Consider the following 15551-nt stretch of genomic DNA (forward strand, 5'->3'; position numbering starts at 1 on the left):
CTTTCCTCAAACGCTAGCGCGCCAGCCAGCCGCCATCGACCGGTACGATGGCACCATGCATATAGTCCGATGCCCGGGCGAGAAGGAACACGGTAGCATCCCCGATATCTTCCGAGCGGCCCCAGCGGGCGGCCGGAATACGGGCGAGAATCTGCTGGGTGCGATCCGGATCGGCACGCAGCGCGGCCGTATTGTTGGTCTCGATATAGCCCGGGGCGATGGCGTTGACGTTGATGCCCTTCGACGCCCACTCATTGGCGAGGATCTTGGTCACCCCCGCCACCCCATGCTTGGCCGCCGCATAGGAGGCAACACGGATGCCGCCCTGGAAGGACAGCAGCGAGGCGATGTTGACGACCTTGCCGCGACGATCTTCGCCCAGCACCAGCTTCGCAAAGCGCTGGCTCAGGAAGAACAGGCTCTTGAGATTGACGTCCATGACGTCGTCCCAGTCCTCCTCCGATAGCTCGACCGAATCGGCCCGCCGGATGATGCCAGCATTGTTGACCAGCCCGTCGATCGGCCCGTGCGCCGCCCAGGCCTCGGACAGCATGGCAGCAGCGGCGTGAGAATCGCCCAGATCTGTGAGGATCGGGGTGAAGGACCCGCCGATGGCCTCCACCTTCGCCGCCGTCTCGTCCATGGCCGACCGGCCGACGCCAATAACGCTGGCACCGGCCCGGGCGGCGGCAAGGGCAATGCCCTGCCCCAGCCCGGTATTGGCGCCTGTCACCAGCACGCGCCTGCCTTCCAGCGAAAAGGCCGAGAGATCGGTCACCGGATATCCTCCAGCCTGACCGGATCGACATCGGTGTAATCGACATTGTCGCCGGCCATGGCCCAGATGAAGGCATAGTTGGAGGTGCCGGCGCCTGAATGGATCGACCAGCCGGGCGACAGCACGGCCTCTTCGTTGGCCATCACGATGTGGCGCGTCTCGTCGGGCTCACCCATCAGGTGGATGACACGCGCGGTCTCGGGCAGGTCGAAATAGAGATAGGCTTCCATGCGCCGGTCATGGATATGAGCCGGCATGGTGTTCCACACCGAACCGGGGGCGAGCTGGGTCATGCCCACCACGAGCTGGCAGGTCTTTGCGCCTTCGGGGTGGATGAACTGGAAGATGGAGCGCTCATTGCTGGTCGCCTGCGCCCCCAGATCGATGCGCCTCGCGTCGCCGATGCGGATGTGGCGGGCCGGCAGCGCCGCGTGGGCGGGGGCCGAGAGCAGATAGAGCTTGGCGGGCTTTGCAGCATCGACCGAAGCGAAGCTGACCCCGGCGGTTCCCATGCCTAGGTAAAGCATGTCGCGCGTGCCCAGCACGTAATCGGTGCCGCCGGCCGAAATCTTGGCCTCCCCGCCGATATTGACGATCACCACTTCGCGGCGATCAAGGAAGCCCTTGGTGCCCGTCGGCTTGATGGCCTCGAGCGGCAGGGGCGCATCGACGGGCATGGCGCCGCCCACGATCATGCGGTCGTAATGGGTATAGGTGAGGTTGACTTCGCCGGGTGTGAACAGGCCCGAAATATGGAAATTGTCGCGCAGCTCATCGGTACCCATCAGGGCGGCGGCGTCGGGATCGATGGCCCAGCGGGTCTCGAATTGGGTCGTGGTCATGGTATCTCCGATGGAGTTGGTCAGCGCACCGGCTCGGCGCGCGCGGCGGAATAGGATTGCTGGCGGCCGTAGAGCCGGGCGCGATAGCGCTGCTGGCTAGCCGAAAGGTGATGGCGCATGCTGGCGCGGGCGGCATCGGCATCGCCGGCAGAAATGGCTCTCAGGATCGCAAGGTGCTCCACCTGCAGCCCCTCCTGATATTCGCGGCTGAGGATGCTCTCGGTGCCCCAGGGCGAGGTGATGTCGCAGGGGATGGCGCGCTCGCCCAACGCATCGAGCACTTCGAGATAGAAGGGATTGTTGGTCGCCGCTGCAATGGCGCGGTGGAACTCGAAATCGGTGCGGCCGGTCGCGAGGTTCAGCGACAGCAGCCGGTCGAACTCGAAAAAGGCCTCCTGGATAGCGGCCTCCTGCGCGCCATTACGACGCTGGGCGGCAAGACCGGCACTCTCGATCTCGATGCCCATGCGCACTTCGAGCACGTTGATGGCATGCGAGATGCGGTTGCCGATCTCGGCGGTCATGGAATTGAACGTGAGCGTGGCGCGATCGAGCACAAAGACGCCCGCGCCTTGACGCGGTTCGACAAAGCCATCGGCGGCCAGCGCTGCTATCGCTTCGCGAATGACCGTGCGCGACACCCCGAACCGGGCCGTAAGCTCGATTTCGGTGGGCAGCTTGCTGCCTGCCGGCGGATCGCCGGCGAGCAGCTGGGCCCGCAGGTCCTCGGCGACCTTGAGGGCAAGCTTGGGCCGCGGCGAGGCGCGCGAACGGGACTGGCCGACCTCAGCCATGTCATTGCCCTCGGAAGACTGCGGGCAGCCAGAGCGAGAGGGCGGGAATATAGGTGACCATGAGGAGCACGACGACGCCAGCCAGATAGAACGGCCAGATCGAGCGCATGGCCTGCCACACGGTTATCTTGCCCACCGCGCAGGCAACGAACTGCACCGCCCCCACCGGCGGGGTGTTGAGCCCGATGCCGAGATTGAGGATCATGATCACGCCGAAATGGACCGGATCGATGCCATAAGCGACAGCAATGGGCAGGAAGATCGGGGTGGCGATGATGATCGTGGGGCCCATATCCATGAAGGTGCCCAGGATCAGCAGGATGATGTTGATCATGATCAGGATGACGATCGGATTGTCCGAAACAGTCCCGAGGAAATCAATCATCTGCTGGGGAATGCGCATATAGGCCATCAGCCAGGCGAAGGACGCCGCCGTGCCGATGATCAGCAGCACCATGGCCGTGGTGCGCACCGCACCCAGCGTTGCATCGACAAAAGCCTGGAAGCTCATCGAGCGATAGACGGTGAGCGTCACGATGAGCGCGTAGAACACCGCAATGCAGGAGCTTTCCGTCGCCGTAAAAATGCCCGAGCGCACGCCACCGAAGATGATGGCGATGAGGAGCAGTCCCGGCGTGGCGATGAGGAAGGCGCGGCCGACCGCGGCATAGCCGGGGAAGGCCTCGGTGGGGTAACCGCGCTTTCGCGCCACGATATAGGCCGTGATGGCGAGGGCGAAGGCCAGCAGCAGCCCCGGGATGATGCCGGCGGTGAAGAGATCGGCGATCGAGATGCGCCCACCCGCCGAGATCGAATAGATGATCATGTTGTGGCTGGGCGGCAGCAGCAATGCGATCAGCGCCGCCATCGAGGTGACGTTGACCGCATAATCGGCGCCATAGCCGCGCGCCTTCATCTGCGGAATCATCAGGCCACCGACGGCAGCGGCTTCGGCGACGGCCGAGCCGGAAATGCCCCCGAACAGGGTGGAGGCGGCAATGTTGACCTGCCCCAGCCCGCCGCGCAGATGCCCGATCATGGTGCCGGCAAAGGCGACGATGCGCCCGGCGATGCCGCCGCGCACCATCAGGTCGCCGGCGAAGATGAAAAAGGGGATGGCCAGGAGCGTGAAGACGCTCATGCCAGAATTCATCTGCTGGAAGACCACCAGAGGCGGCAGGCCCATATAGAGAATGGCGGCAAAGCTGGCGATGCCAAGGCAGAAGGCGATCGGCGTGCCGATCAGCATCAGCAGCGTGAAGGTGCCGAAAAGGATCCAGGTCGCCATGGCTCAGATTTCCTTGATTGCGTCGGCCTGGGGGATCGGATCCTCGTCATGCAGATCCTTGTCGACATTGACGCCGGCCCAGCGCAGCACCACGCGCTCAACCGAGAACAGCGCGATCAGAAAGCCGCCCGTTGCCAGCGGCAGATAGCGGAAGGCGCCGGAAATGCCGAGGCCGGGCATGCGCTCGTTCCACTGCAGGCGAATGAGAATGATGCCATAGACGACCATGCCGATGGCAAAGGCGAACACCATGACGTCCGAAATGGTGCGCAGGATCTTCTTGGATCCCTTGGGCAGCACATAAAGCAGCACGTCGAACCCCAGGTGGTAATTCTCGCGAACGCCCACTGCGGAGCCCAGGAAAATGAACCAGCTCATGATCAGGATGGCCGACAGCTCGGTCCACGCATTGGACCAGTTGAGCACATAGCGCACGAACACCTGCCAGCCCACGATCAGCGTCATCGCGACAAGGCCGATGCCGGCGATGTAGAGCGCCAGGTTCGAGATGCGCCCCAGGACACGGGCCACGGTGGCGAGCCGCGGATCGACACCTGTAAGGTCGAGCTGATGGGAAGAGCTGGACATGATGGAAGATTCCCGGGAGCTGCAAAGGCAGCAACGACCTGCTTGGGCCAAAGCGATTGGGCCACAGCGATCAGGCCGCAGCGATGGGGCCGTCGTCCGGCCGCACGGACCGGACGACGGGATGTTCAGCTCACGTCAGCCCTCGGTCGCCTGGATGCGGGCGACGAGATCCTGGAGCTCGGGGGTGTTGACATACTTCGAATAGACCGGCGCCATGGCGTCGATGAAGGGCTGCTTTTCCGGAGTAGTGATCTCCGAACCTGCGGCCTCGACCTTGGCGCGGGATTCGGAGACGCGCGCGTCCCAAAGCTCCCACTGCTTTTCCATCGAATCGCGGGCGGCCTGCTTGAAGATCGCCTTGTCTTCGTCCGAGAGACGATCCCAGCTCGACTTCGACATCACGAAGACTTCGGGAACGATGGTATGCTCGTCGAGCGAGTAATACTTGGCGACTTCGAAGTGCTGAGCCGATTCGTAGGACGGGAAGTTGTTCTCGGCTCCGTCGATGACGCCCGTCTCGATGCCCGAATAGACTTCGCCATAGGGCATCGGGGTGGCCGAGGCGCCCAGGGCGTTGACCATGTCCACGAACACGTCGGACTGGATGACGCGGAACTTAAGGCCGGCGAGGTCGGCGACCGTATTCACCGGCTTCTTGGAATTGTAGAAGGAGCGGGCGCCGCCATCATAAAAGCCAAGCACCACCACGCCGTGATCCTCGAAACCAGCGGCGATCTCATCGCCGATCGGGCCGGCCATCACGGCGCGGGCATGCTCGGGCGAGCGGAAGAGATAGGGCAGCGAGGGAATGAGCGTCAGCGGAACGAGGCTGTTCCACGGCGCCATCGACACGCGGTTGAGATCGATCACGCCCGAGCGCACCTGCTCGATGGTATCGGCTTCCTGGCCGAGCTGGGCCGAGTGATAGACCTCGACGCTGTAGCGGCCGGCGGTGCGCTCGTTGAGCAGCTCGCCGAAATACTTCACCGCCTCGACGGTGGGGTAGCCATCCGGATGGGTATCGGACGAGCGCAGCACCGTCTGCGCGCTGGCCGTGCCGGCCGAAAGGGCAGCGGCGAGAAGCGCCACGACTGCCAGTCTGGTCATCTGAAACATTATTGTCCTCCCGTTACGTATCAGATCATTGCGATGATCGGTTCAGAGCCTGTAGGCGCGCTTGGCGAGCCCATAGGCGAGATCATGCGCCACCTCGTGAGCCTCATCGAGATCGAGCCGATGCTCGGAAACGAGGCGGGCGAGGAAGGCGCAGTCGACCCGGCGGGCCACGTCGTGGCGGGCCGGTATGGAGGGAAAGGCGCGGGTGTCGTCGTTGAAGCCGACGGTATTGTAGAACCCGGCCGTTTCCGTCGCCATCTGGCGGAAACGCATCATGCCTTCGGGGCTGTCGTGGAACCACCAGGGCGGCCCCAGCCGCAGCGCCGGATAGACGCCGGCGAGCGGCGCCAGTTCGCGCGCATAGCTTGTCTCGTCGAGCGTGAAGAGCACGATGGTGAGGTCGGTTTCCATCCCAACCACGTCGAGCAGCGGCTTGAGGGCGCGCACATAATCGGTGCGGGTGGGGATATCGAAGCCCTTGTCGCGACCGAACCGCGCCATCATCGAGGGGGAATGGTTGCGCAGCGAGCCCGGATGGATCTGCAGCACGAGGCCATCATCCCGGCTCATCCTGGCCATCTCGGTCAGCATCTGTGCGCGAAAGAGGGCGCGCTGGCCCGCATCGGCCTTGCCGGAGCGCACGGCGTCAAACAGCGCCTCGGCTTCGGCAGCGCCCAGATTGGCGGTCTCGGCGGTGGGATGGCCATGGTCGGACGCGGTCGCGCCCATTGCGATGAAATGAGCCCGGCGGTTGCGATGGGCGTCGAGATAGCCCTGCCAGCGCCCGGTATCGCAGCCCGAAATGTCGCCCAACCGATCGAGATTGGCGCCAAAGCCCTCGAAATCTGGGTCCACGACGTTGTCGGGACGATAGGCCGGCAGCACCCGCCCCGACCAGCCGCTGTCCCTGATCATCCTGTGCCAGGAGAGATCGTCGAGCGCGCTGTCGGTTGTCGAGATCACCTCGATGCCGAAGCGCTCGAACAGCGCGCGCGGGCGATAGTCGTCGCGCGTCAGCAGCTCGGCAATCCGGTCATACTGGGCGTCGGCATTGGCGGCGCTGAGGCGTTCGGTGATGCCGAACAGCGTCTCGAAGGTGTGGTCGATCCAGAGCCGGGTCGGGGTGCCGCGGAAGAGGTGATAGTTCTCGGCAAAGCGCCGCCAGATGGCGCGCCCGTCGGCTTCCACCGCGCTGCCATCGGCCGTGGGCACCCCCAGGTCCTCGAGCCGCACGCCCTGGCTCAGCAGCATGCGGAAGATGTAGTGGTCTGGAACGATCAGCAGCCGGGCCGGATCGGGGAAATGGGCATTTTCGGCATACCAGCGCGGGTCGGTATGGCCGTGCGGACTCAGGATCGGCAGGCCGGCGATGCCCTCGTAAAGCTCGCGTGCAATGCCGCGGGCGGTGGGCTCGGCGTCGAAAAGCCGGTCCGCGCTCAGAAAACCATGCGTCACACTGAAGTCCTCCCCGACCCGTTTGGTAGGGCAGGAGGCGCTGATATGTCAACATACGAAAATCAGAATTCGTATGATGACTTTGCTGGTGACGCTGTGCGTCGGCTCGCTATCCAGCCGCGCCGGCTCCGTCAAGCCGGGAGATTTTCGCCCCCTCGCACGCGGCAAGGGTGACAAAGCGCCTCGTCGCGCCCATATTCGGCCCTCCCTCAACAGCCTCGGGACCCTTCATGGCTGATGATGCAAACCTTCCCGCCTATTTCGAGCGGATCGGGTTTTCGGGCTCCATTGCCCCGACGCTCAAGACACTCGAAGCGCTCTGCGCCCTCCATCCAGCAGCGGTGCCTTTCGAGAACATAGACCTGCTGATGGGCTCTGCGATACGGCTCGAGCCCAACAATATACAACAAAAGCTCATTTTCGAGAAACGCGGCGGTTATTGCTTCGAGCAGAACCTGTTCTTTCGCCGGGCACTCGAAACGCTCGACTACAAGGTGCGCCCGATCGCCGCCACTGTGCTCTGGGGCGAGCCCGAACCGGGGCCGGACGAAGAGCGGCCGGCGACCCATCTGGCGCTGCTCGTCGATATCGCCGGCACCAATTATCTCTGCGACGTAGGCTTTGGCGGGGTGACGCTCAGCGCGCCGCTCAAGCTCAAATCCGATGCCGTGCAGCAGACCCCGCACGAGCCCTTCCGCCTCACCAATGCGGATGGGGTGTGGACGCTCGAAGTCGAGATCGGCGCGGAGTGGCGCAAGGTCTACCGCTTCACCACCGAGGAAATCACCTTCGAGGACATCGAGGCGATGAACGACCGTGTCGAGCGCCTGCCGCGCTTCCGCGAGGCGCTGATGGTGGCGCGGGCCGAAAAAGGCCGGCGGCTGTCGCTCGCCAACAATCGGCTGACCACACATGTGGTGGGTGAAAATCGCCAGGTCCGGGTGATTTCGAGCCTCGAGGATCTCAAGACGGTGCTGGCCGAAACCTTCGGCATCGCGCTGCCACCGGCCGAGCGTCTCGATCCGGCGCTGGCCCGCTTCTTCCCCCAGCCCAGCGCTGCGGCCGAGCCTGAGGCTGTGGCCGAAGCGGAGGCCGCCGGGGCGGAGGACACGAGCGCCGCGCCGGAGCCCGTCACCGGGGCAGTTGACGCGCAGCAGCAGAGCCAGCAATAGGCGGCAGCGGCCCGCCACGGGCCGTGGGCAATGAGGGGGCAACAGGCGTGATCACCGTTTTCGGATCGCTCAATCTCGACCTTATCGGTACGGTGAGCCGCATTCCGAGGCCCGGCGAAACCGTGCCCGGCGGGAGTTTTTCGACCGCTGCAGGGGGCAAGGGCGCCAACCAGACGCTCGCCGCCCGCCGTGCCGGGGCCAGGATCCGCATCGCGGGTGCCGTAGGCACGGATGCATTTGCCGGGGAAGCCATCGGGCTGCTCGAAAGCGAAGGCGTCGACCTGTCGCTGCTCAGGCGCGAGACGGGCCCGACCGGTATCGCCATGATCTTCGTCGATGCAGCGGGCGAAAACGTCATCGCCGTGCTGCCCGGCGCCAATGGCACGGCCACCCCCGCCCATGCCGACGCAGCGCTCGCTGATCTCGCCCCGGGCGATGTGCTCGTTACCCAGCAGGAAATTCCGCAGGAGGCGACCCGCCGGGCGCTCGAGATCGCGCGGGAAAAAGGCATCGTATCGATCCTCAACACCGCGCCGTTTCTTTCCACCACGCCCGAACTTGCGCCCTTGGCCGCCATCCTCGTGGCCAACGAAACCGAATTCGCGCTTCTGGCCGGCGAGGGAGATCTCGAAACGCTCATGGCAGACTGGGCGCGGCGCCATGGCCAGACGGTGATCGTGACGCTGGGGCCCGATGGTGCGCGTGCAGCAACGCCCGAGGGCCTGATCTCTGTCCCCGCCCTCAAGGTCGATCCGGTCGATACGGTTGGGGCGGGAGATACCTTCGTGGGCTATCTGGCGGCCGGGCTCGATGCCGGCATGCCGCTCGAAGCGGCCATGGCGCGCGCGGCAAAGGCGGCGAGCCTTGCCTGCCTCGCCCCCGGCGCACAGCCGGCCATTCCCCATGCTGATGCGGTGGACGCGGCGCGCTGAACGCCGCTAGAGCGCTTCACCGCACTGAGCTCTCAGTCGGCCTCCCTCCCCTTGGACGGGGAGGGCCGGGGAGGGGTGACGGGAGCCAGTGAATCAACGGCGTGTCTGGTGGCTCTCCGCCCCCCACCCTTGATCCCTCCCCGCAAAGGGGGAGGGTGACGACTGCAACGCCAAGCATCACAACAAAGGTGAAACGACCTAGCCGGCGAGCATCGGCTCGAGGTGATCCTCGAACAGCAGGCCCGGCCGTTCGGCCATTGCCGCCTCGTAGCGCTGTTCGGCATCGAGCGAGAGGGTGAGAAACCGCGCGATGCCATCGGCCGCCCCTTCGCCCTGCATCGGATAGTCGCCCCGCGCCAGCCGGTCGAGCAGCAGGCGCTTGACCCCGATCATCCGCTCGGTCACGCCCGGTCCGTTGCTCATCGAGACCGTGAGCTTGACATAGTCGTGCAGCGGCGTGCCCAGATGGAAAGTGCCCTCGGCGGTGCGCCAGAGCTTCATCAGGAAATCGAGGTCGGTGAGGTTGGGCAGGGCCGGATCGTAGCGGCCATCGCAGCGCCTGCGGTCCCAGCCGATCATGGAATCCATCGAGAGGCAGGTGAATTTGTAGTCGCGCGCCGGCAGCACGCGATCGTCGCCGTCGCCGACAAAGCGCAGGTGCCGGTAGCGGTCATCCATCACATCGAGGGCGGTCGAGACCACCGGATGCTCGGCAAAGGCGCGGCGCATCTGCGCCAGTTTTTCGGGCTTCATCCGGTCATCGGCATCGAGGATGGCGGCATAGGGGGTATCGAGGGCATCGAGCGCGATGTTGCGGGCCCGCGATGCGCCGCCCTTGATCCTGGCCGACGAGATGAACCGGCAGCGCCGGTCCCAGAGCCCGGCCCGGCCAAGCAGCGCCTCATAGTCCTCCCCGTCATCGCCCACCACCACCAGCGCCCAATCCGGATCGGTCTGGGCAAAGAGGCTCCCGACTGCCTCTAGGATCAGCGTTTGTGCCCGAAAGGCGGGCATGACGATGGCGATGGTCACGAAAGACAACTCCGTTAACGGTCACCGGCGCACACTGGCGCAGGGCTGTGGTCGAGGCTTGAACGGGGCCCGCCACCGTCCCATATCATGGGCCGGAGCCGGTGCCATATCGAAGGGCTGGCTCGATACGTTGCTTGAGCAAAGGACGGATCGCTTACATGACTCGCCTGTCGTTCTTTTCGGCGCCGTTCCTTCTGGGCTTTGATGGCTTTGAGGAGCGCGTCGACCGCCTCGCCAAGGCGTCCGATGGCTATCCGCCCTACAATATCGAGCGGCTGGTGGAAGCGGACGGCACGGAGCGCTTCGTGATCTCGATTGCCGTCGCCGGCTTTCGCGAGGACGAGCTCGAGGTGGTGGCCGAGGACAACCAGCTGGTGGTCCGTGGCCGACAGCGCGAGGACCAGACGCGCCAGTTCCTGCATCGCGGCATCGCCGCGCGGCAGTTCCAGCGGGCCTTCCTGCTCGCCGATGGCGTGGTGATCGGGGATGCCGTGCTCAATCATGGCATGCTGGTGATCACAGTCACTCGACCCAAGGCCACGAAGGCAGCGCGACGTATCGCCATTCGCAGCCAATGAGTGCATGCTCATCAAACCTTCTGCGAACGAACCGCGCGCTCAAGCATTTCACGTCAATACGCAGCCGTTCTGCCTAGAAAGGGGAACATTATGCTCGACAAGAACCGCAACGAAACCTTCGCCAACCCGCTGCGCGATCTCTCGCCGGCCGAGTTCATGGCGCTGGGCGGCAAGGCCGTGGTGTTCATCCGGCCCATCGGTGGGGAAGCGCTCGCCGAGATGATGCAGCAGCCCGAACTCGACGACGATGGCCACTATCACCTCGTCGTATCCGCCGATGGCTCGCCGCTGATGGTGGGCGACAGCCCGGAAGCGGTGGCCGAATGGCTGGCCGACAAGAATTTCGGCGTCGTCACCGTCCATTGACCCCTGCCCTGCTCCGGGGCGCACCTGGTGCCTCCGGACGGTCCAAGGCTCAGATGGCGCCGGCCATCACCCCGCCGGTCGGATAGAGCGTTGCGCCCGTGGTATAGCGGGCGCCATCGCTCAGAAGATGCAGCACCGCGTCGGCGACCTCGCGCGATGTGCCCATCCGCCCCATCGGAATGCCCGCCACGCGTTCGCGGCCGATCTCGTCCACGCTCAGTCCCTTGATCCCTGCGAGTCGGTCGTTGAGGGCGTCGGTCAGCGGGGTGTCGATCAGCCCGGGCGCCACGACGTTGACGCGGATGCCGCGCGGCGCCAGCGCCAGGGCCAGCGATGCGGAGAGATTGTGCAGCCCCGCCTTGCTCGCCGCGTAGATCGGCGTGAGCGGCGAGCCGCGCGTCGCCGCGATTGAGCCGATGACGACGATGGCGCCGGCGTCGGCGATCAGGCGATCGAGCGCCCGCACAAGAAAAAACGGCGCCAGCAGGTTGACCGCGAGGATGCGCTCGGCCTCGGCCTCATCGCTCTCCGCCCAGCCCTTTGCATCGATGATCCCTGCCGTCAGCACCAGCCCGTCGATCGATCCGGCCGCCTCCGCAATCGCCGCGCGGCCGGCAGGCGTAGCAACATCGGCCGCGATCCAGTCGCAGGCGATGCCCTCAGGACGCTCCCGGCGATCCGAGCCGATGACGGAGACCCCGGCCGCGATCAGCGCCTCGGCCACCGCCAGGCCGATGCCGCCGGCCGCTCCGGTTACGAGCACGCGCCCGGGCAGTGTCGCTGTGAGTTGAGCCATCACTGATCGTCCTTGCGCGACTGTTCATGTAAAACGATGGCCTCGAGTTCGAGCCCAGCGCGGCGAATATGCTCGCGTGCCGCCGCCCGCGCCGCTTCGGCATCCCCCAACCGGATCGCCGCGATGATGTCGGCATGTTCGGCGATGGTGTGCTGGGCACGGCCGGGAATGAGCCGATAGCCTGACCGATAGCGCGAAGACGAGGCCCAGTGGTCCTCGAGCAGGCGCGTCAGCTGCACACTGTCGGCCGCCTGCAGCATGCGGCGGTGCAGCATCCAGTTGGCCGACCCCATGGCGGTGAAATCGCTGCGCGCCAGGGCATCGGCGAAATCGGCATTGATTGCCTCGAGATCGCCGGGAAGTTCCCTGTCGCCCGAAAGCGCGGCGCGATAAGCCGAAAGACCTTCGAGCTCGCGTCGGATTTCGAACAGCTCCTGCGCGTCGCGCAGCGAGAGCCGCACCACCCGCATGCCCTTGTGCGGCTCGCTTTCGAGCAGGCCTTCCCGTTCGAGCCGCAACAGCGCCTCGCGCACCGGCATGTGCGAGAGGCCCAGCTCCTGCGACAGGTCGGCCAGCGTCATGCGGCGGCCCGGCGCGTAATTGCCGTTGATGATCTGCTCGCGCAGATATTCATAGGCAAGGTCCGCCTTCTTGCGATGCTGGATCGGGGAGGGTCTGTCGGGGGTGTCTTCGCTCATTATCGCCAGTCAGGTTGCGCACCGCTCCAGCCTAGCACGGGCCGCCCCGCTCATGCGCGGGCTTCGAGCCGCGCCCGCCAATCGGCAAGACCGGCATCGAGGTCGAAGCGCGGCCGCCAGCCGAAATCGGCCTCGGCCCGCGTGATGCGGCAGGCCCCGCGCAGATGCCGCGCCGGATCGATGCCGGGCGGCTGCACGATCTGCGCATCCGGAACGAGCCGGCGCACGGCATCGGCAAACTCGCCGCGCGTCCGCAGCACACCGCCCGTGATGTTGTAGACATCGTGCGGCAGGGCGGGCGCGGTGGCTGCCATAACCAGCGCCTCGGCAAGGTCCACCACATAGGTGAAATCGCAGGGGTGATCGCCGCCCGCCGCCTCTTCCACCCGCTCGCCCTTGAGTACGCGGGGCAGGAAATATTCCCCGATCTGGTTGCCGCGCCCATAGACGAAGCCGGTGCGGAATGAGGCGCAATCGCTGCCATAGGTGCGGCGATGGGAGGCGCACCAGGTCTCGGTCATGAGCTTGGTGCCGTCATAAACGGTCAGCGGATCGGGCGGATCGGTCTCATCCAGTGGGGCAAGGTCCGGCCGGTTGCCATAGAGCGTCGCGGTCGACATGTTGAGGAGCCGCGCGCCCTCGCCATGGGCCGCTTCGAGCAAAGCCGCGGTGCCCGCCACATTGACATCGAAGGTTACGAGCGCATCGGCGCGCGCCCTTGCCGGGCCGACCACGGCGGCGCAATGAATGACCGCGCGCATGCCGCGCACCGCGTCCTTGCACGCATTCCGATCGCGCATGTCAAAGCTCAGCCGATCGGGACCCGTGACCCACATGCGATCATCGGGCCAGGCGATATCGGCAAGCGTGACGCCAAGGCCCCAGTTGAGGGCGGCCTCGGCGACATGCTGGGCCAGCATGCCGCTGCCCCCGGTCACGAGAATGCGCTCCATCCTCGGCCTCCGAGCTCGGTGGAGGTGATCGTTTCACCCGTCGGCTGAACGATGTTGAGAAAAACCAGCGGCACCGTGCCGGTATTAAGCAGGCCATGCGGCACGGTCGGTGGGGTCAGCACCACATCACCCTCGGCGACCGCGAAGCGCTCCGCGCCCACCCGCACCTCGCCTTCGCCTTCGGTAATCACCCAGTATTCGGCCTTGCCGGTATGGACATGCAGCGACACCGACGCGCCCGGCTCCACCCTGTATCGGGCGATGCGGGCCGGGGGCTCGGCGGTATTGGCCCAGCGGATGGGCAGGCGCTCGGCGCCGCCATGCATCATTTCGGGGACGGTGGCAGATGGGGCGACGGGGATGGTCACGATGGGGTTCCGTAGACGAGGTTCGGCAGCCAGAGCGTGAGCTGCGGGAAAAGCGTGAGCAGCGCCAGCACCACGAGGAAGCCGCCCACATAGGGCAGCGCATCGCGGGCCACCGAGGCCAGTGGCGCCTTGGCGACGTTGGAGACGACGAACAGCGCCAGCCCGACCGGCGGGGTCAGCATGCCGATCATCATGTTGACGATCATGACGATGCCGAAATGCACCGGGTCGATGCCGAGCGCCATCACCGCCGGTACGGCGACGGGCGTGACGAGGATCAGGATGGCAGCGGCATCGAGGATCATCCCCAGGATCAGCAGGATGATGTTGATCACCAGCAGCAGCATCAGCGGCGAGAGATTCATCGCGACGATGGCCTCGGTGATCTCCTGCGGAATGCGCTCGCGCGCCAGGATCCAGGCAAACACATTGGCCGAAGCGACGATGAGGAGGATGCCGCCGGTCGAGAGCGCCGTCTCGCGGAAGGCGCCCACCATGTCGGCGCGCGAGGTTGTCTTGTAGTAGAAGCCGGCCAGGACGAGCGCATAAAGCGCGCCCACTGCCGCCACTTCGGTGGCCGTGAAGATGCCGGTGCGCATGCCGCCGATCATCATGAAGGGCACGATCAGCGCGGGAGCGGCGAACCAGGCGGCCCGGCCGCGTTCGGACCAGGGCGCGCGCGGGAAGATCGGCACGTCGAGCACCCGGGCCCGCCAGCGCACAATGATCATCAGGGTGATCACCATCATGATGCCGGGCACGATGCCGGCCATGAACATGCGCCCCACCGACACGTCGGCGACGAAGGCATAGAGCACGGCGACAGTCGAGGGCGGGATCACCGGCCCGATGGTGGCCGAGGCCGCCGTGATCGAGGCGGCGAACGAGGCGGTGTAGCCCTTGGCCTTCATCGCCTTGATCTCGATGGTGCCCATGCCAGCCGCATCGGCAAGGGCGGAGCCGGACATGCCAGAAAAGATCAGCGAATTGATGATGTTGACCTGCGCCAGCCCGGCCCGCCAATGGCCCACCATGGTCACCGCGAAATCATAGATGCGCATGGTGATGCCGCTGGCGTTCATGAGATTGCCCATGAGCAGGAACAGCGGGATGGCGATGAGGGAAAAGCTGTCGATGCCGAAGGCCAGCCTCTGCCCCACCATCGATGCCGGGACGCCGGCCAGCATGATGCCGCCCACGCCCACGATGATCAACGAGGTGGCGACCGGTATTCCCGCAAACAGCAGGGCCAGAAGGGCGACGATGTAGAGAAGGCTCATGTCAGCACCTTGGTCTCGCCGGACTCAATCCTGTCGCCCAGGAGCGTCGCGAACAGACGCAGCGCGCAGTGGAACGCCGTCAGCACGCCGCAGGCGATCACCGGCCAGGCGAGCACTGCCGTCGACCAGCCCGTGGCGATCAGCGGCATGGAGCCCACGGCTTTGGCGAGCGCCTGTCCCTGCACGGCGATAAAGAGGAACACCACGATCATCACGACATCACGCAGGATGGTTGCGAGGCGCCGGCCGCGCTCGGGGAGCATCAGCACGAAGGTATCCACCGCGATGTCGGCGCCCCGGCGGGTCAGCGCCGCGGCTCCGACAAAGCCGATCCAGATGAGGCAGAGCCGCGCCACCTCCTCGGGCCAGATGAAGGGCGCGTTGAAGAGGTAGCGGGCAAAGATCTGGAGATTGACCACGATAGCGAGGGCAGCCACCAGCAGCATGCCGACCAGCTCCTCGGCGCGTCCGAGCCAGGTTTGCACCACGGTGAGGGCGTCGAGGAGCCTGCGCAT

General features: G+C 65.5%; 18 protein-coding genes. 4 read left to right on the plus strand and 14 right to left on the minus strand.

The features are described from left to right. Positions 1-13: 13 nt before the first annotated feature. The 7 genes from kduD to uxaC all read right to left on the minus strand — a co-directional run bounded on the left by kduD (position 14) and on the right by uxaC (position 6861). The gene (gene kduD / locus BT183_RS09335; RefSeq protein WP_072341952.1) at positions 14-778 is read right to left on the minus strand and encodes a 2-dehydro-3-deoxy-D-gluconate 5-dehydrogenase KduD; all 765 of its coding nucleotides are present in this window, start codon (positions 776-778) and stop codon (positions 14-16) included. After that, entirely contained in the window at positions 775-1620 is an 846-nt protein-coding gene (gene kduI, locus BT183_RS09340; protein ID WP_072341955.1) for a 5-dehydro-4-deoxy-D-glucuronate isomerase, read from the minus strand. Before kduI ends, kduD begins: the two co-directional genes overlap by 4 nt. Before the next feature lie 20 nt (positions 1621-1640). Next, positions 1641-2414, minus strand: a complete 774-nt coding sequence (locus tag BT183_RS09345; RefSeq protein WP_072341958.1) for a FadR/GntR family transcriptional regulator — start codon at positions 2412-2414, stop codon at positions 1641-1643. Position 2415: 1 nt separating this feature from the next. Next, positions 2416-3702, minus strand: coding sequence for a TRAP transporter large permease (locus BT183_RS09350; RefSeq protein WP_072341960.1), 1287 nt, complete (start codon positions 3700-3702; stop codon positions 2416-2418). A 3-nt stretch (positions 3703-3705) separates the two neighbouring features. Then, the gene (locus BT183_RS09355; RefSeq protein WP_072341962.1) at positions 3706-4290 is read right to left on the minus strand and encodes a TRAP transporter small permease; all 585 of its coding nucleotides are present in this window, start codon (positions 4288-4290) and stop codon (positions 3706-3708) included. A gap of 135 nt (positions 4291-4425) precedes the next feature. Next, complete coding sequence (locus tag BT183_RS09360) at positions 4426-5406, minus strand: TRAP transporter substrate-binding protein (RefSeq protein WP_072341964.1); 981 nt, start codon at positions 5404-5406, stop codon at positions 4426-4428. Between the two features lie 42 nt (positions 5407-5448). Next, positions 5449-6861 (minus strand): glucuronate isomerase, encoded by a 1413-nt coding sequence (uxaC, locus tag BT183_RS09365; protein ID WP_084603421.1) that lies wholly within the window; start codon positions 6859-6861, stop codon positions 5449-5451. Between the two features lie 230 nt (positions 6862-7091). Here uxaC and BT183_RS09370 point away from each other — a divergent pair, with 230 nt between their 5' ends. Both BT183_RS09370 and BT183_RS09375 read left to right on the plus strand, forming a co-directional pair. Next, positions 7092-8033 carry an arylamine N-acetyltransferase family protein gene (locus BT183_RS09370; protein ID WP_072341967.1) on the plus strand — a complete coding sequence of 314 codons (942 nt, stop codon included), beginning with the start codon at positions 7092-7094 and terminating at the stop codon, positions 8031-8033. A 47-nt stretch (positions 8034-8080) separates the two neighbouring features. After that, positions 8081-8965 (plus strand): ribokinase, encoded by an 885-nt coding sequence (locus BT183_RS09375; RefSeq protein WP_072341969.1) that lies wholly within the window; start codon positions 8081-8083, stop codon positions 8963-8965. A gap of 198 nt (positions 8966-9163) precedes the next feature. On the opposite strand, the gene BT183_RS09380 is transcribed toward BT183_RS09375, so the two are convergent. Then, positions 9164-9997 (minus strand): glycosyltransferase family 2 protein, encoded by an 834-nt coding sequence (locus tag BT183_RS09380; RefSeq protein ID WP_072341972.1) that lies wholly within the window; start codon positions 9995-9997, stop codon positions 9164-9166. Positions 9998-10155: 158 nt separating this feature from the next. On the opposite strand from BT183_RS09380, the gene BT183_RS09385 reads away from it, so the two are divergent. Continuing rightward, positions 10156-10575, plus strand: coding sequence for an Hsp20 family protein (locus tag BT183_RS09385; protein WP_072341975.1), 420 nt, complete (start codon positions 10156-10158; stop codon positions 10573-10575). Between the two features lie 90 nt (positions 10576-10665). Then, positions 10666-10941: a DUF1150 family protein gene (locus BT183_RS09390; RefSeq protein WP_072341978.1), complete on the plus strand. Its 276-nt coding sequence runs from the start codon at positions 10666-10668 to the stop codon at positions 10939-10941. 49 nt (positions 10942-10990) lie between these two features. Here the strand turns inward: BT183_RS09390 and BT183_RS09395 are convergent, their stop codons facing one another. From BT183_RS09395 to BT183_RS09420, 6 genes are read right to left on the minus strand one after another with little or no spacing between them, the layout of a single operon-like run. Then, a complete protein-coding gene (locus tag BT183_RS09395; RefSeq protein WP_072341981.1) occupies positions 10991-11737 on the minus strand; it encodes an SDR family NAD(P)-dependent oxidoreductase in 747 nt (248 codons plus the stop codon). Then, positions 11737-12435, minus strand: a complete 699-nt coding sequence (locus tag BT183_RS09400) for a GntR family transcriptional regulator (protein WP_072341984.1) — start codon at positions 12433-12435, stop codon at positions 11737-11739. The genes BT183_RS09395 and BT183_RS09400 overlap by 1 nt, the downstream gene beginning before the upstream one ends. A gap of 50 nt (positions 12436-12485) precedes the next feature. Next, complete coding sequence (locus BT183_RS09405; protein WP_072341987.1) at positions 12486-13388, minus strand: NAD-dependent epimerase/dehydratase family protein; 903 nt, start codon at positions 13386-13388, stop codon at positions 12486-12488. After that, positions 13370-13756 (minus strand): cupin domain-containing protein, encoded by a 387-nt coding sequence (locus BT183_RS09410; RefSeq protein ID WP_143145743.1) that lies wholly within the window; start codon positions 13754-13756, stop codon positions 13370-13372. The genes BT183_RS09405 and BT183_RS09410 overlap by 19 nt, the downstream gene beginning before the upstream one ends. Continuing rightward, the gene (locus tag BT183_RS09415) at positions 13753-15036 is read right to left on the minus strand and encodes a TRAP transporter large permease (RefSeq protein ID WP_072341993.1); all 1284 of its coding nucleotides are present in this window, start codon (positions 15034-15036) and stop codon (positions 13753-13755) included. Before BT183_RS09415 ends, BT183_RS09410 begins: the two co-directional genes overlap by 4 nt. Further along, positions 15033-15551, minus strand: coding sequence for a TRAP transporter small permease (locus BT183_RS09420; protein ID WP_072341996.1), 519 nt, complete (start codon positions 15549-15551; stop codon positions 15033-15035). Before BT183_RS09420 ends, BT183_RS09415 begins: the two co-directional genes overlap by 4 nt.

It is taken from the genome of Devosia enhydra (assembly GCF_900119845.1).
Classification (GTDB): Bacteria; Pseudomonadota; Alphaproteobacteria; order Rhizobiales; family Devosiaceae; genus FPKU01.